The 19,660-nt window shown below is 68.0% G+C and carries 19 protein-coding genes; 12 read left to right on the top strand and 7 right to left on the bottom strand.

What is annotated here, in order from left to right:
* Positions 1 to 119 precede the first annotated feature (119 nt).
* The gene (gene nucS, locus ACWDXS_RS34620; RefSeq protein ID WP_378639483.1) at positions 120 to 863 is read left to right on the top strand and encodes an endonuclease NucS; all 744 of its coding nucleotides are present in this window, start codon (positions 120 to 122) and stop codon (positions 861 to 863) included.
* A 10-nt stretch (positions 864 to 873) separates the two neighbouring features.
* Positions 874 to 1,164: an ATP/GTP-binding protein gene (locus tag ACWDXS_RS34625; RefSeq protein ID WP_449972379.1), complete on the top strand. Its 291-nt coding sequence runs from the start codon at positions 874 to 876 to the stop codon at positions 1,162 to 1,164.
* Between the two features lie 89 nt (positions 1,165 to 1,253).
* Here the strand turns inward: ACWDXS_RS34625 and ACWDXS_RS34630 are convergent, their stop codons facing one another.
* Both ACWDXS_RS34630 and mce read right to left on the bottom strand, forming a co-directional pair.
* Positions 1,254 to 2,249, bottom strand: coding sequence for a coiled-coil domain-containing protein (locus ACWDXS_RS34630; protein WP_084473310.1), 996 nt, complete (start codon positions 2,247 to 2,249; stop codon positions 1,254 to 1,256).
* Between the two features lie 86 nt (positions 2,250 to 2,335).
* A complete protein-coding gene (mce, locus tag ACWDXS_RS34635; RefSeq protein WP_378996681.1) occupies positions 2,336 to 2,797 on the bottom strand; it encodes a methylmalonyl-CoA epimerase in 462 nt (153 codons plus the stop codon).
* Between the two features lie 130 nt (positions 2,798 to 2,927).
* Between mce and ACWDXS_RS34640 the strand changes: the two genes are divergently transcribed.
* From ACWDXS_RS34640 to ACWDXS_RS34655, 4 genes are all read left to right on the top strand, one after another.
* Entirely contained in the window at positions 2,928 to 4,112 is a 1,185-nt protein-coding gene (locus ACWDXS_RS34640; RefSeq protein ID WP_378996683.1) for an acetyl-CoA C-acetyltransferase, read from the top strand.
* Positions 4,113 to 4,208: 96 nt separating this feature from the next.
* Positions 4,209 to 4,586 carry a DUF3817 domain-containing protein gene (locus ACWDXS_RS34645; RefSeq protein WP_378996685.1) on the top strand — a complete coding sequence of 126 codons (378 nt, stop codon included), beginning with the start codon at positions 4,209 to 4,211 and terminating at the stop codon, positions 4,584 to 4,586.
* Between the two features lie 61 nt (positions 4,587 to 4,647).
* Positions 4,648 to 5,520: a tetratricopeptide repeat protein gene (locus ACWDXS_RS34650; protein WP_387449147.1), complete on the top strand. Its 873-nt coding sequence runs from the start codon at positions 4,648 to 4,650 to the stop codon at positions 5,518 to 5,520.
* Positions 5,521 to 5,605: 85 nt separating this feature from the next.
* Complete coding sequence (locus tag ACWDXS_RS34655) at positions 5,606 to 5,998, top strand: nitroreductase/quinone reductase family protein (RefSeq protein WP_378996688.1); 393 nt, start codon at positions 5,606 to 5,608, stop codon at positions 5,996 to 5,998.
* Here ACWDXS_RS34655 and glgB read toward each other — a convergent pair.
* The 4 genes from glgB to ACWDXS_RS34675 all read right to left on the bottom strand — a co-directional run bounded on the left by glgB (position 5,995) and on the right by ACWDXS_RS34675 (position 11,502).
* On the bottom strand, positions 5,995 to 8,151 hold the full coding sequence (gene glgB / locus ACWDXS_RS34660) for a 1,4-alpha-glucan branching protein GlgB (protein WP_449972385.1): 2,157 nt from the start codon (positions 8,149 to 8,151) through the stop codon (positions 5,995 to 5,997). The two genes, ACWDXS_RS34655 and glgB, sit on opposite strands and share 4 nt — an antisense overlap.
* Positions 8,151 to 10,151: an alpha-1,4-glucan--maltose-1-phosphate maltosyltransferase gene (locus ACWDXS_RS34665; RefSeq protein WP_379315030.1), complete on the bottom strand. Its 2,001-nt coding sequence runs from the start codon at positions 10,149 to 10,151 to the stop codon at positions 8,151 to 8,153. Before ACWDXS_RS34665 ends, glgB begins: the two co-directional genes overlap by 1 nt.
* Before the next feature lie 64 nt (positions 10,152 to 10,215).
* A complete protein-coding gene (locus ACWDXS_RS34670; RefSeq protein ID WP_449972389.1) occupies positions 10,216 to 10,860 on the bottom strand; it encodes a LysE family translocator in 645 nt (214 codons plus the stop codon).
* Positions 10,861 to 10,911: 51 nt separating this feature from the next.
* Entirely contained in the window at positions 10,912 to 11,502 is a 591-nt protein-coding gene (locus tag ACWDXS_RS34675; protein ID WP_449972392.1) for a TetR/AcrR family transcriptional regulator, read from the bottom strand.
* Positions 11,503 to 11,581: 79 nt separating this feature from the next.
* On the opposite strand from ACWDXS_RS34675, the gene ACWDXS_RS34680 reads away from it, so the two are divergent.
* The 6 genes from ACWDXS_RS34680 (at position 11,582) to ACWDXS_RS34705 (ending at position 18,295) form a co-directional block, all read left to right on the top strand.
* Positions 11,582 to 12,001, top strand: a complete 420-nt coding sequence (locus ACWDXS_RS34680; protein WP_379316617.1) for a VOC family protein — start codon at positions 11,582 to 11,584, stop codon at positions 11,999 to 12,001.
* Positions 12,002 to 12,037: 36 nt separating this feature from the next.
* A complete protein-coding gene (gene glgP, locus ACWDXS_RS34685; RefSeq protein WP_449972395.1) occupies positions 12,038 to 14,608 on the top strand; it encodes an alpha-glucan family phosphorylase in 2,571 nt (856 codons plus the stop codon).
* Between the two features lie 83 nt (positions 14,609 to 14,691).
* Positions 14,692 to 16,053, top strand: coding sequence for an NCS2 family permease (locus ACWDXS_RS34690; RefSeq protein WP_378996704.1), 1,362 nt, complete (start codon positions 14,692 to 14,694; stop codon positions 16,051 to 16,053).
* Between the two features lie 68 nt (positions 16,054 to 16,121).
* Positions 16,122 to 16,535, top strand: coding sequence for a hypothetical protein (locus ACWDXS_RS34695; protein ID WP_378638878.1), 414 nt, complete (start codon positions 16,122 to 16,124; stop codon positions 16,533 to 16,535).
* A gap of 183 nt (positions 16,536 to 16,718) precedes the next feature.
* The gene (locus ACWDXS_RS34700; protein ID WP_378996706.1) at positions 16,719 to 17,267 is read left to right on the top strand and encodes a DoxX family protein; all 549 of its coding nucleotides are present in this window, start codon (positions 16,719 to 16,721) and stop codon (positions 17,265 to 17,267) included.
* A 218-nt stretch (positions 17,268 to 17,485) separates the two neighbouring features.
* Positions 17,486 to 18,295 (top strand): hypothetical protein, encoded by an 810-nt coding sequence (locus ACWDXS_RS34705; protein WP_378996708.1) that lies wholly within the window; start codon positions 17,486 to 17,488, stop codon positions 18,293 to 18,295.
* A 1-nt stretch (position 18,296) separates the two neighbouring features.
* On the opposite strand, the gene ACWDXS_RS34710 is transcribed toward ACWDXS_RS34705, so the two are convergent.
* Complete coding sequence (locus ACWDXS_RS34710) at positions 18,297 to 19,598, bottom strand: glycosyltransferase 87 family protein (RefSeq protein WP_449972400.1); 1,302 nt, start codon at positions 19,596 to 19,598, stop codon at positions 18,297 to 18,299.
* Between the last annotated feature and the right edge of the window lie 62 nt (positions 19,599 to 19,660).

Consider the following 19,660-nt stretch of genomic DNA (forward strand, 5'->3'; position numbering starts at 1 on the left):
TACTGCACTCGACAGGGTGTGGGAGAGTAGGACACTGCCGGAACATCTTTGCGAAAGGCCCTCCAACTTCGGTTGGAGGGCCTTTTTGCGTTCCCCGGGTCGTCGCCTACAGTGCTTGGGTGCGCCTCGTCATTGCTCGTTGCCAGGTCGACTATGTCGGTCGACTGACCGCCCACCTTCCGATGGCTCGTCGGCTGTTGCTGATCAAGGCCGACGGGTCGGTGCTCGTGCACTCCGACGGCGGCTCGTACAAGCCGCTGAACTGGATGAGTCCGCCGTGCTGGCTGGTGGAGCAGGAAGTGCCGGACGCGATGCCCGCCGCCTTGCCCGACGGCGTACGGCCGTTGCGGGAGGGACAGACTCCGGAGCCGGTGACGGCTAAGGCGCTGTGGGTCGTGACCAACAAGGCCGGCGAGGAATTGCGGATCACCATCGAGGAGATCGAGCACGATTCCTCGCACGAGCTCGGAGTCGACCCCGGCCTGGTGAAGGACGGCGTCGAAGCGCATCTGCAGGAGCTGCTCGCCGAACACGTGACGAAGCTCGGGGAGGGGTACACCCTGGTGCGGCGCGAGTACATGACCGCGATCGGCCCGGTGGATCTGCTGTGCCGCGATGCCGACGGCGCCACCGTGGCGGTGGAGATCAAGCGGCGTGGTGACATCGACGGTGTCGAGCAGCTCACCCGGTATCTCGAACTGCTCAACCTCGACCCGCTGCTGGCCCCGGTGGCCGGGGTGTTCGCGGCACAGCAGATCAAGCCGCAGGCGAAGACACTGGCCGAGTACCGTGGAATCCGGTGCCTCACGCTCGATTACGACGAGCTACGCGGCACGGAGAGCAACGTTTTCCGCTTGTTCTAGGAGGAGTGTCATGCCGCGACGTAGACCGCGCAGCGGACGTTCTGCGGCGCCTAGGCCGATCGGCGACGTGTACGGCCGCACCGAGGACGGTCCGGGCGACGAAACCTATATCGTGCGAACGGTTCCCGGCGCGCGTGCGGTGAAGTCCTATCGGTGCCCCGGCTGCGACCACGAGATCGCGATCGGTGTCGCCCACATCGTGGCCTGGGCCGTCGAGGGCGGCGAGGAGGACCGCAGGCACTGGCACCAGGGTTGCTGGAACGGCAGGCGCACTCGCGGCATCACCCGCCGCTGGTCGTGACCTGAGAGACAGAAAACCGAAGGCCGCCTCGATGATTCGAGGCGGCCTTCGGTTTTCCGGGTGAATGTCGTGACGAGTCCGACAGCTGGTTAGTTGACGTCGGCGCTCTCGCGGTCCTCATCGACGATGTCCTCGTCGGCGACCTCGGGGATGGCCTTGTTCTGACGCGAGCTCGACACCGACTTGTTGCCGTTGTTGCTGATCGACTTGCGCTCCGGCGTGCCGTCGAGCAGTTCGCTCTCGCGGTTGACCGCGGCGAGCATGGCGGGCACGGAATCGAGCTGACCGCGGATACCGAGCAGCTGGGCGAGCACCCGGCCGCGCAGCACGCGCATCTCCTCGGCCAGTTCCTTCGCGTGCGCGATCTTGCGCTCGGAGGTCTGGGTGGCGGAGCTGATCAGGCGGTTCGACTCGTCGGTCGCGTCCTTGATCCGCTGGGCGGCTTCGGCGCGACTGGTGGCCTCGAGCTCCTCCATGGCCCGAGTCAGCTTGGTACGCCGATCGTTCATGGTGGCTTCGAAGTCCTGCTGGGTGGCCTTGCGCTTGGCTTCGGCCTCCTTGCCCAGACGTTCGACATCGGCTTGGGCGGCTTCGATGATCTTGGCCGACTCGGTGCGCGCGTTCGCGAGGGTCTGCTCGAACTCGATCTCGAGCGCCTCGCGCTTCTCCTTGGTCTCCGCGAGCAGCGACTCGTACTTGCCACGCATCTCGGTGGCCTGCTGCTCGGCGATCGACACCATCTCGGCGGCTTCGGCCTGCGCCAGCGCGCGGACCTCGGACGCTTCGTCCGAGGCCAGGCGCAGCATGCGCGAGATGCGGTCGGACATGCCTTCGGCGGTGGTCGGCGGCACGGAAAGCCGGTCGACCTCCTTGCGGAGCTCGTCGATCTCGTCACGTGCATCTTCCAGCTGGCTGGCGAGATTGCGGGCCTGCGCTGCGGCAGCGTCCCGGTCGGTGGCGGTGACGCGGAGCTCAGCGTCGAAGCGGTCGAAGTAGTTGCGCACCTCGTCTTGCGCATAACCCTTGCGCACAACGGTGAAGGGCAGTGCAACGAAGCGATTGCGATCGGACTCAGGTGACGACATGGCACACAAAATACAGCCTCGAGCGAGCGTATGGAGACTCGACCGTGATTGTGATCTCGCCGAGATTTACCGACAGTACCGGCGTACTAGTGCGTAACATCCGGGTTCGGCTCCACGAGCTCGACCAGCACACCGCCAGCATCCTTCGGATGGATGAAATTGATGCGGGAATCGGCGGTCCCGTGGCGAGGGGCTTCGTACAGCAAACGCACTCCGCGCCCGCGCAGGAAACCCGAAACCGCGTCGATATCGGTGACCCGGTAGGCCAGCTGCTGCAGTCCGGGGCCGCTGCGGTCGATGAACTTGGCGATGGTCGACTCCGGGGTGAGCGGGGCCAGCAACTGCAGGGCGGTGGCGCGGTCGGCGGCGGCGGGGCACGACAGCATGGCTTCGACGACGCCCTGGGCCTCGTTCACCTCGCGGTGGGTCTCGACCATGCCGAGGTTGTCGGTGTACCAGGCCACCGCGGTGTCCAGGTCGGGCACGGCGATGCCCACGTGGTCGACGGCGATGACGTAGTCGGCGGGGATGAAGTTCTCATTGGTCACCCCACGAAGCTAGCGCGGACCTGCGTGCCGGGCGCGGGCCGATACCGGTTACCGTGGAGTCCAACTCCTGTACGCGTGCGGTGCTGCTGTGTGCGTCCGCGAGGATCGACTCAATGAATGCGAGGCTTTCGTGACCACTTCTGTCATCGTGTCCGGTGCGCGTACCCCGGTCGGTCGGCTGCTGGGCGGTCTGAAGGGCTTCAAGGCCTCGGATCTGGCCGGTGTCGCGATCAAGGCCGCGCTCGAGAAGGGCGGCGTCGCGCCCGAGCAGGTCGACTACGTGATCCTCGGCCAGGTGCTGCAGGCGGGCGCGGGGCAGCTGCCCGCGCGCCAGGCCGCCATCGCCGGGGGCATCCCGATGGATGTGCCGTCGATCCTGATCAACAAGGTCTGTCTGTCGGGCATCAACGCGATCGCGCTGGCCGATCAGTTGATCCGCGCGGGTGAGCACGAGATCGTGGTGGCCGGCGGCATGGAGTCGATGAGCCAGACCCCGCACCTGCTGCCCAAGAGCCGTGAGGGCTTCAAGTACGGCGACACCACCCTCGTCGACCACATGGCCTACGACGGCCTGCACGACGTGATCACCGACCAGGCCATGGGCCTGCTCACCGACGATCGCAACGACCTGGACAAGGTGAGCCGCGAGGATCAGGACGCGCTGGCCGCGGCCTCGCACCAGCGCGCCGCCGCCGCGTGGAAGAACGGGCTGTTCGAAGACGAGGTCGTGCCGGTCGCCGTGCCGCAGCGCAAGGGTGACCCGGTCTACGTCACCGAGGACGAGGGCATTCGCGCCGACACCACCGTCGAGTCGCTGGGCAAGCTGCGTCCGGCCTTCCGCAAGGACGGCACTGTCACCGCGGGCACCGCCTCGCAGATCTCCGACGGCGCGGCCGCGGTGATCGTGATGAGCAAGACCAAGGCCGAAGAGCTGGGCCTGGAGTGGATCGCCGAGATCGGCGCCGCGGGCCAGGTCGCCGGGCCGGATTCGACCCTGCAGGACCAGCCGGCCAACGCGATCCTCGCCGCGTGCGCGAAGGAGGGCATCACGCCCGCCGATCTGGACCTGATCGAGATCAACGAGGCGTTCGCGGCCGTCGGGGTGTCCTCGACGCGCAAGTTGGGCTACGACCCGGAGAAGGTGAACGTCAACGGTGGCGCCATCGCCATCGGGCACCCGCTCGGCATGTCGGGTGCGCGCATCCTGCTGCACCTGGCGCTGGAGCTGAAGCGTCGCGGTGGTGGCGTCGGTGCCGCCGCGCTGTGTGGCGGTGGCGGCCAGGGCGACGCGCTGATCATCCGCGTTCCCGCCTGATCCTGTTCGACCACGAAAGCCCTGGTATTCCTCGTGAGTACCAGGGCTTTCGCTGTGACCGGTCCAACTACGTGGTGTCGTAGATCATGCGGCACAATGGTGGGCATGGGTTTCTTCGATTTGCGGTCAACGGCCAGCCGGTTCCGGTTCTTCGCGGTGCTCGAGGCGCTGTCCTGGATCGGTCTGCTGACCGGTATGGCGTTCAAGTACCTGCCCGCCGAGGGCAACGAGATCGGCGTGAAGATCTTCGGCCCGGTCCACGGTGGGATCTTCGTGTTGTTCGTGCTGTCCGCGCTGCTGGCCTCGCGTGAGCTGAACTGGAACTGGAAGACCACGGTGCTGGCGCTGGCGTCGAGCATTCCGCCGCTGTTCACCGTGATCTTCGAGGTCTGGGCGGTGCGCACCGGTCAGCTGGGCGAGCTGAGCGCCGACGCGAGCAAGGGCTCCGCGGCTGCCGCCCCGACGGCTTCGTGACAAACTGGAAACCGTGACTCGACCCGCTGCCCGCCGTCCTTCGCCCGCCGCTGCCGCCGCCATGTCCGGCGCGGTGGATCTGTCCGCGCTGAAGCAGCCGCCCGCCGCGCCCGGCGGTGCCGCTGCTGCTGCTCCGGCCTCGGGGAACCACACGGTCACCGAGGCGGATTTCGAAGCCAAGGTGATCCGGCGCTCCACGCAGGTGCCCGTGGTGGTCGTGCTGTTCTCGCAGCGCAGCGCGGGCAGCGTCGAGCTGGTTCGCACGCTCGAACGGTTCAACGCCGAAGACCGCGGCGCCTGGGATCTGGCCGCGATCGAGGCCGAAGCCAATATGAACATCGTCCAGGCGCTGCGTGTGCAGGGCATTCCGACGGTGATCGCGGTGGCGGGTGGGCAACCGCTGGCCGACTTCGAAGGCGCCCAGCCGGACCCGCAGGTCCGCCAGTGGCTCGATGCGGTGATGGACGCGACCGCGGGCAAGCTCGAGGGCGACCCCGACGCGACCCCCGCCGAACCCGAGGTCGAGGATCCGCGCTTCGTCGACGCCGAGGACAAGCTGTCCGAGGGTGACTTCGCCGGCGCCGAGGCGGCCTACGAGGCGATCATCGCCGAGGAACCCGGCAACGAGGAAGCCAAGGCGGCCCTGCGCCAGCTGCGCTTCCTGACCAGGGCCCAGCAGCTCGATCCGGCGGTGGTGGCCACCGCCGACGCCGACCCGGCGAACCTGGACGCCGCCCTCGACGCCGCCGACGTCGAAATGTTCGAACAGCGCCCCGAGGCGGCCTTCGAACGGATCATCGCGATCGTCAAGCGCACCGCGGGCGACGACCGAACCAAGGCTCGCACCCGCCTGCTCGAACTGTTCGAGCTGTTCGACCCCGCCGAGCCCTTCGTGATCGCGGCCCGCCGCAAGCTCGCCGCCGCCCTGTACTGACACCCACAGCCCAGCCACGTTCGGGTCACCTTCGACCGACCGCCGTGCTCAGATCGCTGCGAGTGAGCGGTGCTACGGTCGAAATATGGCGTCCAAGAACGATATCCAGCATCGGATCGTCACCGCGTTGCAGCGGCGACTGAATCCGATACTGGGCAGACTGCCCGGTCAGCAGTTGCTCGAGACGGTCGGGCGGGTGAGTGGGCAGCCGCGGGTCACCCCGATCGGTGGTCGGCGCGTCGGCGACGAGTTCTGGCTGGTCTCCGAGTTCGGGGATCGCTCGCAGTATGTGCGCAACATCAAAGCCGACAACAAGGTCAGGGTGCGTCTGGGCGGACGCTGGTACCCGGGGACCGCCGTGCTGCTGCCCGGGGACGACGCGCGGGCCAGACTGCGGCAGTTGCCGCGCTACAACAGCACCGCGGTGCGGGCGTTCGGTACCGACCTGCTGACGATTCGGGTCGACCTGGATCGTTAGACCGTCCAGGACAGCCAGAGGGCGCTGTGGGGCGCCATGGTGACGGTGGCCGAGGCGGGGTGACCGTGGCTGGGGGTGTCGACGGCGGTGACGATGCCGAGATTGCCGATGCCGGAGCCCGCGTATTCGTGGGCGTCGGTGTTGAGGATCTCGTGCCAGGGGCCGGGGTGGGGCAGGCCGATGCGGTAGTTCTCGCGGAGGGAACCGGAGAAGTTGAACACGGCCGCCACCGCGCTGCCGTCGGTGCCCCAGCGGAGGAAGGCGAAGACGTTGGCGGTGCTGTCGTCGGCTTCGATCCAGGAGTGGCCGCCGGGGGTGGCGTCCTGGGTCCACAGCGCGGGGTGGGCGGTATAGGTGCGATTGAGATCGGCGACCATTGTTGAAATGCCCTGGTGGAGTGGGTTGTCCAGTTCCTGCCAGTCCAGGCCGCGATCGTTGTCCCATTCGCGGAACTGGCCGAATTCCTGACCCATGAACAGCAGTTGCTTGCCGGGGTGGGCCCACATGTAGGCGAGCAGGGCGCGCACGCCGCTCGCCTTGGCGAAGTCGTCGCCGGGCATGCGGGTCCACAGGGTGCCTTTGCCGTGCACGACCTCGTCGTGGCTGATCGGCAGGACGTAGTTCTCACTCCATGCGTAGACCAGCGAGAACGTCATCTCGTTGTGGTGCCAGGAGCGGTGGATCGGGTCGCGACCCAGGTAGCCGAGGGTGTCGTGCATCCAGCCCATGTTCCACTTCATGGTGAAACCGAGGCCGCCGACGTCGGTGCCGCGGGTGACGCCGGGCCAGGTGGTCGACTCCTCGGCGATGGTGACCACGCCGGGATGCGCGCCGTGCACGGTGTCGTTGAGTTCCTGCAGGAAGTCGACCGCTTCCAGATTCTCCCGGCCGCCATAGATGTTGGGCTCCCAGCCGCCGTCGGGGCGGGAGTAGTCCAGGTACAGCATCGAGGCGACGGCGTCTACGCGCAGGCCGTCGATGTGGAATTCGGAGATCCAGAAGGCCGCGTTGGCGACCAGGAAGTTGCGGACCTCGTTGCGCCCGAAGTCGAAAACGTAGGTGCCCCAGTCGAGTTGCTCACCGCGGCGCGGGTCGGGGTGTTCGTAGAGTGGGGTGCCGTCGAAACGGGCAAGTGCCCATTCGTCGCGGGGGAAGTGCGCGGGGACCCAGTCGAGCAGTACCCCGATGCCCGCGTTGTGGAGGTGGTCGACGAAGTAGCGGAAGTCGTCGGGACTGCCGAAACGTGAGGTCGGGGCGTAGTACGAGGTGACCTGGTACCCCCACGAGCCGCCGAAGGGGTGCTCGGCGACCGGCAGCAGCTCCACGTGGGTGAATCCGGTCGCGCGGACGTAATCGGCCAGCTGGTGGGCCAATTCGCGGTAGTCGAGGCCGGGTCGCCAGGAACCGAGGTGGATTTCGTAGGCGCTCATGGGGGAGCGGACCGCGTCGGTTTTCGCGCGTCGGTCGAGCCAGGCGCTGTCGGTCCACACGTGGTCGGTGCCGGCCACCACCGAGGCGGTCGCGGGGGGAACCTCGGTCGAAAAGGCAAGGGGGTCCGCGTGATCCACGACGCGGCCGTCGGCGCCGTGGATCCGGTACTTGTACCGCGTGCCCGGCCCGACGCCGGGCACGAACACCTCCCACACACCGGAATTGCCCAGCGCGCGCATCGGGGCCGAGGTGCCGCTCCAGTGGTCGAAATCGCCGAAGACGGTGACGCCGCGGGCATTCGGGGCCCACACCGCGAAGGAGGTGCCGTCGACTTCGCCGTCGAGGGTGGTGTAGTGGCGCGGGTGGGCGCCGAGAACCTCCCAGAGGCGGGTGTGCCTGCCTTCGCCGATGAGATGCAGGTCGAGTTCGCCGACGGTGGGCAGGAAGCGGTAGCCGTCGGCGGAGATCACGGTCTGGCCGCCGGGGTACTCGGCGCGGATACGGTAGTCGTCGATCTGCGGATACGGCAGGATCGCGTCGAAGATGCCGTGGCCCAGCGATTTCAGCCGATGCTCGGACTCCCCGACGAGCACCGCCACAGTGTCGGCGTGGGGGCGAAGGACACGGACCGCGGTGCCGTCGGCGTGGGCGTGCGCGCCGAGGACGGTGTGCGGGTCGGGATGGGTGCCTGCGGCCAGCAGCAGGAGATCGCGGCGCTTCATCACAGTGTCTCGCGGTAGGCCAGCGGTGCGCGGGCCGCGGCCGGGACTGCGGGCAGTGACAGGATGTGCGCGACCGCGCGCGTCGGGTCGAGGCGTACGAAATTCTGCTGGCCCCAGTGGTATTCCTCGCCGCTCACCTCGTCGAAGACCACCGGGTGGTCGTGCCATTCGCGGCCGATGGCGGGGAGATCGAGTGAAATGTGGCCCTGCTCGGCGGCATAGGGGTTGAGGTTCACGATGACCAGCACCGCGTCGCCGGTGGCCGGGTCGACCTTGGAGTAGGCGATCAGCGCGTCGTTGTCGACGTGATGGAAGTGGATGCAGCGCAACTGCTGCAGCGCCGGGTGATTGCGGCGGATCTCGTTCAGGCGGGTGAGCCACGGTTCCAGCGATTCACCGCGTTCGAGGGCGCCGGCGAAATCGCGGGGACGCAGTTCGTACTTCTCGGAATCGAGGTACTCCTCGCTGCCCTCGCGGACCGCCTCGTGTTCGAACAGCTCGAAACCGGAGTACACGCCCCAGGTGGGGGAGAGGGTGGCGGCGAGGGCGGCGCGGACGGCGAACATGCCGGGGCCGCCGTACTGCAGGCTCTCGTGCAGGATGTCAGGGGTGTTCACGAACAGGTTGGGCCTGGCCTCGTCGGCCTTGGCGGCGATCTCGTAGCCGAACTCGGTGAGTTCCCACTTGTGCACGCGCCAGGTGAAATAGGTGTACGACTGGCTGAAGCCACGGCGGGCCAGGCCGTAGAGGCGGGCGGGGCGGGTGAACGCTTCGGACAGGAAGATCACGTCGGGGTCGGTGCGGCGCAGCTCGGTGATCAGCCACTCCCAGAAGTCGGCGGGCTTGGTGTGCGGGTTGTCCACGCGGAAGATGGTGACGCCCAGCGAGATCCAGTGCCGGACCACCCGCAGGATCTCGGCGTAGAGACCGTCGGGATCGTTGTCGAAGTTGACCGGGTAGATGTCCTGGTACTTCTTCGGTGGGTTCTCGGCATAGGCGATGGTGCCGTCGGGCAGGGTGGTGAACCACTCCGGGTGGGCGGCGACCCACGGATGGTCGGGGGCGCATTGCAGGGCCAGGTCGATGGCGACGTCCAGGCCGAGAGCGGTTGCCTCGGAGACGAATTCGGTGAAGTCGCGCTCGGTGCCCAGCAGCGGGTGCACGGCATCGTGTCCGCCGTCCGCCGAGCCGATGGCCCAGGGGGAGCCCACGTCGCCGGGTTCGGTGGTGAGAGTGTTGTTGCGGCCCTTGCGATTCACCTCGCCGACCGGATGGATCGGCGGGAGGTAGACGACATCGAACCCCATGCCGGCGATGCGGGGGAGTTCGCGGGCCGCCGTGGCGAAGGTGCCGTGGATCGGGGCGCCGTCGGCGTCGCGGCCGCCGGTGGAGCGCGGGAAGAACTCGTACCAGGAGCCGACCAGGGCACGGCGGCGTTCGACCAGGACCGAGAACTGGGTGCCGCGGGTGACCATCTCGCGCAGCGGGGTGGCGCGCAGGATCTCGGCGACCTCCTCGGAGAACGCGGGCGCGACCCGGGCCGGGAGTTGTTCGTCACCGCGCAGGGCGGTGGCGGCGGCGCGCAGGCGTTCGAACTGCTTCTTCGGGACGGCTTGGGCGGCGCGTTCGAACAGGACGGCGCCGATCTCGAGGTCGTTGGCGAGGTCGGCGGCGGACTGGCCGACCGACAACTTCGCCTCGACCGCGCTTCGCCAGGTGGCGAGGGGGTCGCTCCAGCCTTCGATGCGGTAGGTCCACACGCCGGGGAGGTGGGGGGTGAAGAGGGCGTTGAACACGTCGGGCTGGTAGTCGGGCGTCATCCGGATGCGGGTGATCCGGGAGGAGCCGGGGGCGCGGACCGCCAGGGTGGCGGCTACCGCGTCGTGACCCTCGCGCCAGACGACGGCGCGGACAGGGAACACCTCGCCGACTGCGGCTTTGGCCGGGCGGCCGCCGGGAATGGACGGGGCGATGTCATCGATGGCAATCCGGCCGGTCACTCGGCTAACTTACTGCACTTTCGCTGGGTGGGGAGCGTCGGCGGCCGGGGGGAGGACGCGGTGTTCAGCGGGTGTCCGCGGCCAGGCCGAGGCCGAGGGCCACCAGGATGGCGGCGAGGGTTCGTTCCATCCGTTGGCGGATCGCCGCGCGGCGCAGCCAGGCGCCCGCTCGGTCGGCGGCCAGCACCACGCCTACGCACCAGGCGCCGTCGACGACGACCTGGATGGTGGCGAGGATGAGGAGGGTGGGGATGACGGGGCCTTCGTCCGGGAGGAACTGGGGCAGGATCGTCATGCCGAAGACGGCGGCCTTCGGGTTGGCGGCGATCGAGATCAGTGAGGCGCGGAAGGCGGCGACGGGCGTGTTGCCGCCGGGCAGTTTCGCGGTGAGCGCGGCGCCGAACTCGTCGTGGTGGCCGCGGGCGTGGCGCCACGACTGCACGCCGAGCCAGATCAGCACCGCGGCGCCGACGACGTGCATGGTGGTGTTGAGCCAGCGGTTGGCCGCCAGCAGGATCGACAGCCCGGTGCCGCCCGCGAGCGTCCAGCCGAGAATGCCGATCTCGTTGCCCACTACCGCGGCCAGACCTGCCGAGCGCCCGTCGCGTACCGATCGCTGCAGGAACAGCGCCGTCGCGGGTCCGGGAAGCGCGGCCAAGATGATGGCGGCGACCAGGAATTCGGGCAGGACATCGACCCAGTGCGGCATCGGTGCATGGTGACACGGAGTGCCGGGGTATGGCGAACGGATTTCGTGGGGTCAGGCGATGCGCAGGCCCGCGAGGAGGCGGTCGAGGGCGGCGATGGTGTCGGTGAGCGCGCCGGGGGCGGTGGTGGTGGCCAGCCACAGCGCGGCTTCGTTCATCGCGCCGGAGAGCAGTTGGGTCAGCGGGGCGATCGGTTGCGGAGCAAGGACACCGGCGTCGACGAGGGTTCGCAGGGCTTCGTCGAGGTGGCGGGCAGAGTTGGCTTCGTCCATGGCCCGCCATTCGTGCCAGCCGAGGACGGCGGGGCCGTCGATCAGCAGGATGCGCTGGACACGGGGGTCGGCGCAGGCTCGCAGGAACGCGGCGCAGCCGGTGGTGAGCTGCGTCCAGGGGTCGGACTCGGTGTCCGCGGCGGCGGCCACCTGCGCGCCCACCTCCTCCTGCACCTGCGTGAGGACCGCACGGAACAGGTCGGCCTTGCTGCCGAAGTGGTGGTACAGCGCGCCCTTGGTGACCCCGGCGGACGTCACGATCTCCGATAGCCCTACTGCGGCATAGCCTTTCGCGGCGAACAGCGCCCTGGTCTCGTGCAGCAGGATGCGCCGCGTCTCCTCGCGTTGCCGCGTCCGTGCCGTCGAGCTCATCGAGTGCCCTCCCGTTGACCTACCGATGGTATGTGAACTATCGTACGATACATACCGACGGTATGTGAAAGGTGATCCCATGAAACTCAGCAGCTACTACCCCGTTCTCGCCACCACCCGAATCGCGCAATCGCGCGACTTCTACACGGCCTGGTTCGGCTTCGAGATCGTCTTCGAGGCGGACTGGTACGTCAGCCTGCGGCGGCCGGGTGCCGACGACGAGCCGACCTACGAACTGGCTCTGCTCGACCCCACCCACCCCACGATCCCGGCAGGCTTCGGAAAACCCGTACAGGGTGTTGTGCTGAATTTCGAGGTCGACGATGTCGACGCCGAGTGGGACCGACTCGTGAAAACCGGCGGCCTGCGCGCCGAGCTCGACCTGCGCACCGAAGACTTCGGTCAGCGCCACTTCATCGTCGCCGACCCCGCCGGCGTCCTGATCGACGTGATCACCGAGGTCCCGCCGAGCCCCGAGTTCGCTGCCCGATTCACCTAGACCCCCAGTGCGGGCGCGATCGTTTATTCTTCCGGGGTGAAGGCACTTCGTCGGTTCACTGTCCGTGCCCATTTGCCGGAGCGGCTCGCCGCGCTGGGTGAGTTGTCGACCAACCTGCGGTGGTCGTGGCACGGCCCGACGCAGGATCTGTTCGCCGAGCTCGACCCCGAGTTGTGGCGAACCGTCGGTCAGGACCCGGTACGGATGCTGGGTGAGGTCCCTGCCGAACGGCTCGACGAGCTCGCCGCCGAGCCGGCCTACCTCGCGCGCGTCGACGCGGCCGCCGCGGGTCTGCGGGACTACCTGACACGGCCGCGCTGGTTCCAGGAGCAGACCGGCACCGACATCGCCGGGATCGCCTATTTCTCGATGGAGTTCGGTGTCACCGAGGTGCTGCCGAACTACTCCGGCGGTCTCGGCATCCTCGCCGGTGATCATCTCAAGGCCGCCTCGGACCTCGGGCTGCCGCTGATCGGTGTCGGGCTGCTGTACCGCTCGGGGTATTTCCGGCAATCGCTGTCGGCCGACGGCTGGCAGATGGAGCACTACCCGGCGCTCGATCCGCAGGGCCTGCCGCTGCGCCTGCTCACCAGCGACGGTTCGCCGGTGCTCATCCACGTCGGCATGTCCGAGGGGCGGGTACTGCGGGCACGGGTGTGGATCGCGCAGGTGGGGCGGATCCCGTTGCTGCTGCTCGATTCCGATATCGCCGAGAACGACCCCGAACTGCGAGCCGTCACCGACCGGCTCTACGGCGGCGACCAGGATCACCGCATCAAGCAGGAGATCCTGGCGGGTATCGGCGGCGTGCGCGCGGTGCGCGCCTACACCCGCGCCAACGGCCTGCCCGATCCCGATGTCTTCCACATGAACGAGGGCCACGCGGGTTTCCTCGGCGTCGAGCGCATGCGTGAATTCATCGCGGGTGGACTGGATTTCGAGACCGCGCTCGCCGCGGTGCGGGCGGGAACCGTTTTCACCACGCACACCCCGGTGCCCGCGGGCATCGACCGTTTCCCGATGCCGTTGGTGCGCAGGTACTTCGGCGGCTCGCACGGCGAATCCGAATCCGCGCTGCTGCCGGGGCTTTCCGTGGACCGGATCCTCGCGTTCGGGCGCGAGGGCGACCCCTCGGTGTTCAACATGGCGCACATGGGTCTGCGCATGGCCCAGCGCGCCAACGGGGTATCGAAACTGCACGGCGAGGTGAGCCGGGAGATGTTCGCGGCGCTGTGGCCCGGATTCGACGCGGCCGAGGTGCCGATCGGCTCGGTCACCAACGGCGTGCACGCCCCGACCTGGGCCGCGCGCGAATGGATCGACAAGGCCCGCGAACTCGTCGGGCCCGAACTGGTCGAGGAGGCGCGGGGCTGGGAGAAGCTCAGCGACGTCGACCTCGGTGAGCTGTGGTCGACGCGAAACACGTTGCGCGGCGTCCTGATCGACGAAGTGCGGCGCAGGCTGCGCGATTCCTGGCGACAGCGCGGCGCCGCCGCCGCCGAACTCGGCTGGATCGACGACGTCTTCGATCCGAACGTGCTCACCATCGGTTTCGCCCGCCGCGTCCCCACCTACAAGCGGCTCACCCTCATGCTGCGCGACCCCGAACGCCTGCGCGCGCTGCTGCTCGACCCCGAACGGCCGGTGCAGCTGGTGGTGGCGGGCAAGAGCCACCCCGCCGACGACGGTGGCAAGGCCCTGATCCAGCAGGTGGTGCGGTTCGCCGACGATCCCGAGGTGCGTCATCGCATCGTCTTCCTGCCCGACTACGACATGTCGATGGCCCGCTACCTGTACTGGGGTTGCGATGTGTGGCTGAACAATCCGCTGCGCCCGCTCGAGGCGTGCGGTACCTCGGGGATGAAGTCCGCGCTCAACGGCGGCCTCAACCTGTCCATCCGCGACGGCTGGTGGGACGAGATGTTCGACGGCGAGAACGGCTGGGCCATCCCCACCGCCGACGGTGTCCGCGACGAATCGCGCCGCGACGATCTCGAGGCCTCGGCGCTCTACGAACTCGTCGAACGCACTGTGGCGCCGCGCTTCTACGACCGCGACGCCGGCGATGTGCCGGTCCGCTGGACCGAGATGGTGCGCCACACCCTGCAGACCACCAGTCCGAAGGTCCTGGCTTCGCGGATGGTGCGCGACTACGCCGAACAGTACTACGGACCGGCGGCCGCCGCGTTCGGCCGGGCCGCCGCCGACAAGTTCGCGGGCGCCGCGGCGGTCGCCGAGTACCGCAGGCGCGTCGATGCCGCGTGGCCGTCGGTGCGGATCGCGCAGGTCGACAGCTCGGGCCTGCCCGACACCCCGGTGATCGGCGCGGAACTGTCACTGCACGCGCGCGTCGACCTCGGCGGGCTCGCGCCGTCGGATGTGGTGGTGCAGGCGATACTCGGCCGGGTCTCGCCGACCGACGACCTCTCCGACACGACCACGATCGAGATGCGCCACATCGGCGCCGACGAGGGCAGCGAGCTGTATTCGATCCAGGCTCCGGTCCCGCTGTCGGGTGCTGTCGGGTACACGGTCCGTGTGCTTCCCCACAACGCGCTGCTCGCGTCCGACGCCGAACTGGGCTTGGTGGCCGTCGCGGGCGCGTAACCGTACACGGTGACACAGGCGCCGGGTTATTCGATTCAGTGAACTTTCCGCTACCGTTCCTGGGTCGATCATTGAGGAGAGTCATGGCCAGCGACGTCCTAACCCGTGCCCGAGGGCGCATCGACGGATACTTCGGTATCTCGTCGAGTGGGTCCACCTTCAAGCGCGAGGCGATGGCGGGCACGATCACGTTCCTGGCGATGTCGTATGTGCTGGCGGTGAACCCGTCGATCCTCGGTGACGAAGGCGCCCTCGGCGACAAGGGCATTCCGATGCAGGCGGTCTTCACGGCCACCGCCGTCGCCGCCGTCTTCGGCACGCTGGTCATGGGCCTGTGGGCGAAGTACCCGATCGCGCTCGCGCCGGGCATGGGTCTCAACGCGTTCTTCGCGTACACCGTGGTGCTCAGCATGGGTATCCCGTGGCAGGTAGCGCTCTCGGGCACCTTGCTCTCGGGCATCATCTTCTTCGTTCTGGCGGTCACGAAGGTCCGGGAACGGATCCTGAACGCGATCCCGCTGCAGATGAAGTTCGCGGTCGGCGCGGGTATCGGCTTGTTCGTGGCGTTCCTCGGTCTGAAGAACGCGGGCATCGTCGTCAACAGTGACGCGACGCTGGTGACCCTCGGCGATTTCACCAAGGGCACCACCCTGCTCGCGCTGTTCGGGCTGATCGTGACCGTGGTCTTCCTGGTGATCGGCTGGCACGGCGCGGTGCTGTACGGCATCGTCGCGACCACGGTCCTCGGCATGGTGACCGGTCTGGTCGGCGTGCCGGACGGTATCGCCGAGATGCCGAAGGGCCTGGATCAGACCTTCGGTCAGGCGATCATCCACCTGCCCGACGCGTTCACCGGCCAGATGATCGTGGTCGTGCTCACCATGCTGTTCGTCGATTTCTTCGATGCGTCGGGCACCCTGATCGGCGTCGCCAACCAGGCCGGTCTGCTGAACAAGGACGGCACGCTGCCGCGCGCGGCGAGCGCGATGGCCGCGGACTCGGTGGGTACCACCGCGGGCGCGATCATCGGGACCTCCACCACCACCGCGTATGTCGAATCGACGGCGGGTGTGTCGGCGGGTGGCCGAACGGGGCTCACGGCGGTGACCACCGCGGGCTGGTTCCTGATCGCGATGTTCTGCTATCCGATCTTCTCGGTGGTCGCCGGATCGGCCGAGATCACCTCGGCCGCGCTGATCGTGGTCGGCATCCTGATGGCGCGTTCGCTCGGCGACATCGACTGGCAGAACCTCGAGTACTCGGTGCCCGCGTTCATCACCGTCATCATGATGCCGTTGACGTACTCGATCGCGAACGGTCTGGCGATGGGCATGATCTTCTACCCGATCGTGATGGTCGCCAAGGGTCGCATCAAGGATGTGCACCCGGCCATGTGGGCGCTGATGGTGCTGTTTCTCGCGTACTTCTTCTTCTTGGTCGAGTAGACGTTCCGGCCATAGGTGTGTCTATACTCAGGCTAGCCTAGGCTTGCCTAACTAGAGGAGATCCACCCATGAAGCGTTCGCTCGTTGCCGCGTCGATGGCGTTTGCCACCATCTTCGCGCCGGTTACCGCCGCTGTTGTCGCCACCGCCCCCGCCGCGATCGCCGCACCGGCCACGCCCTCGGTCGGCGAGCTGTACGGCAAGTTGCAGGCGGCCATGAACGGTTCGTCGGCCGAGCTCGAGTCGGGCAACGGCGGCAGCCTCGCGGTCGTGCGCGACACCGTCAACCGGATCCCCGGCTACAGCTGGGATGTCTCCGGCCCGGTCACCGTGGACGGCGACACTCTGTCGGCCACTCTGAACAGCCGCCTCGGCGATTACGCCTTCCCGATCCCCGTGACCTGGAAGAACATCGGCGGCATGTGGAAGCTGTCGCAGGAGTCCGAGGAGACCCTGGTCGGCTACGCCACTATGGCGTGGTGATCTGAGGAATTGCGAGCAGGGCCGCCCCGATGGGGCGGCCCTTTTCGATCGATTGTGACCGGCATCACAGAATTGCCCGGAACGGCGTGAAATAGTGGCACCGGACCCAGGGTTGTGATCGAGGAAGGCAATCGGACCGCGGTCCGGTTGCGGGGATGTTTCCGATTCGCAGACGAGGACACGATGACCGACACCGCTACCCGCCTGACTCCTACCGCCACCACCGACGAAACCACCGCCGCAGGCATCGGCCTGCTGGTGCTGCGCGTCGGCTTCGGTGGACTGATGGCCGCCTACGGAACCCAGAAGTTGTTCGGCTGGTTCAACGGACCAGGCTGGCGTGCCAATGCCGACGGCTTCACCGCCATGGGCTACAACCCCGGCGAACTCTTCGGCACGCTGGCCGGGCTCGCCGAACTGGTCGGTGGGCTGCTGCTGGTGCTCGGGCTGTTCACGCCGCTGGCCGCCGCCATCGTGCTCGGAACGATGATCAACGCCATCAACGTGCTGTGGAGCGGCGGGCTCTTCCCGGCGGATCCGTCGGTACCGGGGTTCACGACGCCGCTGCTGTTCGCGCTGGCCGCCGCGGCGCTGGCGTTCACCGGGCCGGGGCGTCTCTCGCTCGACGCCGGGCGGCCGTGGCAGCGCCAGGGTGTGGTGTGGGGCGGTGGGGCCGTGGCGCTCGCCGTCGTGGCCGCGGTGGTGACGTTGATCTTCAAGGCTGTGCTCTGATCCGACGCAGCAACGCTGATCGTCGAGAGGCGGCGCGGTGACCGGGGTTCGGTTGCCGCGCCGCCTCTTTCGCGTCGCCTCGAGCTGATTCGTCATCGCCCGTACGTCCGTGGTTCCACGGAGCACGCGCGGGGAGTCGGTGGCAGCGATTAACCTCGTGGCGGCGCCTGTACACAGCGGCGCCACGCATTGTCCGCGGATGGAAGAGGAGAGCTGCGATGAAGGCTTACGACCTGGGTTTCGGAGACTCGGCGGACAAACTGGCCGAGACGCCCGAGGGTGATCCGCTGGTGCTCGACGCGCCGGTGCGCTCCGGCTGGATCGGCAGTGAGGGACCGGCCATCGATCCGGCGACGTGGCCGCGCGGACCTGTCACCGGCCTGCCGATGATGCACGCGCTCACCCTGCGCCTGCCCACCGATTTCCAGCGTCGCGGACCCGGGTTCCCCGCCATCGCGCTCTTCCAGGGCGAGGGGCAGTTCGCCGGAACCGACGCGGTCGAGGCCGACGCCTCGTCGGACGATCCCCTTGCCCGCGATCTCGTGTCCACCCGCCTGCACCCGAAGTTGCAGATCATGCACGACGAGATCGGCGGCGCCTTCGCGCTGATCTGGCTCACCGACAAGGAATTCGCCGGCGGCCCCGTCGCCCCGCCCGCCGATGTTCGCAAGCCGGGTTCCCCGACCGCGAGCGATGAGGGCTGTAATGCGTGGGACGACGTGCACCCCACCGTCGGCGTCTGGCTCGCCGAGCGCATCGCCGACCCGAACGTGGGCGTTCCCCCGGTCGAATACGAGCCCAACACCAAGTACCAGGACCCGCTCACCGAGGATTCCGGCTGGACCACGTGGGCCGAGCCGCTCTTCGGCCGCTCCCACCTCGGCGGCACCGCCTTCCCCGTGCAGGCGCTGCCCGAGGGGTTGACCCCGTACTACCTGGAGATCGAGGAGATCTCCGGGATGAACTTCGGCGGCGGCAACGCCCAGCTCGATCTGGAGTCGGGCGTTTTCGATTGGTCCTGCGGGTAGTTCAGTTCATCATCGCCGGGCGGTCGTCGTCGGGGTGTGGGGCGGCGACGGTCCGGGTTTCGGGTGAAAGCTGTTCGGGGACAGCGAGATCGATGGCGGGCTCGATGGGGGCCGGGGGAAGTTTGCGGGCGCGGATACGCAGGGCGATGCCCGCGAGGGTGCTCAGATAGATGATCACGTAGATGTTCATCAGGACCTGGGGCAGCGGCCACCACGGGGGGAGCAGGAAGGTGCCGACGCTCACCCAGGTGGGGGTGTAGGTGTAGGTCCAGGCGGCGATGGACAGGTAGAGCGCGGCCGCGGCGAGCCACCAGGGCGCGCGGGTCTGAGCGCGGTGGATCAGGTAGACCAGCAGCGGAACGAACCACACCCAGTGGTGACCCCACGAATACGGGGAGACCGCGCAGGCGGTGAGGCCACCGAGGGTGACCGAGAGCAGGGGTTCGCCCCGGCGGACCAGGACCGCGGCCAGCCACAGCGCGACCAGCGCGATCGGCACGGCGATCAACAGCCACAACCACACCGGCGCGGGGCCGTGGGTGAGGTGGGCGATGGCGCCGCGCAGGGACTGGTTGGCGGGGTGGACATCCGGGGCGATACGACCGGAATGGAAGAACGTCGACGTCCAGTATTGATACGAGTCGCTCGGCAGGATCAGCGCGGTCAGACCGATCGACGCGAGGAAGGTGAGAGCGCCGGTCGCGGCCGCGCGCCACTGCCGTTGCGCCAGATACTGGGCGATGAAATACAGCGGAGTCAGCTTGATACCCGCGGCGATACCGACGCCGATGCCGCGCAACCTGCTGTTCTCGGCGCGGGAGAAATCCCACAGCACCACCAGCATCAGCACCAGATTGATCTGCCCGTAGTAGAGCGTGGTACGCACCGGTTCGGCGAAGGTGCAGGCCAGAGTGAGCAGTGCGCTGACGGCGGCCAGCCCGGGGGTGGTGCGGTAGCCGAGCATCCGGAAGCTCTGCAGCACAACCCCGAACAGCACCAGCAGGTTGAGCACCATCCAGGTCGTGGTGACATGTGCCCACGGCACCAGCAGTAGCGGCAGGAAGACCACGGCCGAGAACGGCGTGTAGGTGTAGAGCAGGCCGTAGTGCGTCGGCTCGATATAGAGCGCCCGTTCGTGCACGACCCGCCAGCCGCCGTCGCGGTAGATGTGCACGTCGAGACCACCGACGAGAATCCCGCCGCTGTCCATCCACGGGTCCATGGTGGTGAACAGCAGCGTCACGCCTAAGGCGGCGGCACCGAGTAGCAGAAGAAGCGTCAGGGTCGTGCGCGGGAGTGCCACGCCTCGAGATCTCTCCGCCACGGCCGTACTACCGGCCGGCCCACATCGTATGCACGACTAAG

It is taken from the genome of Nocardia sp. NPDC003183 (assembly GCF_053590715.1).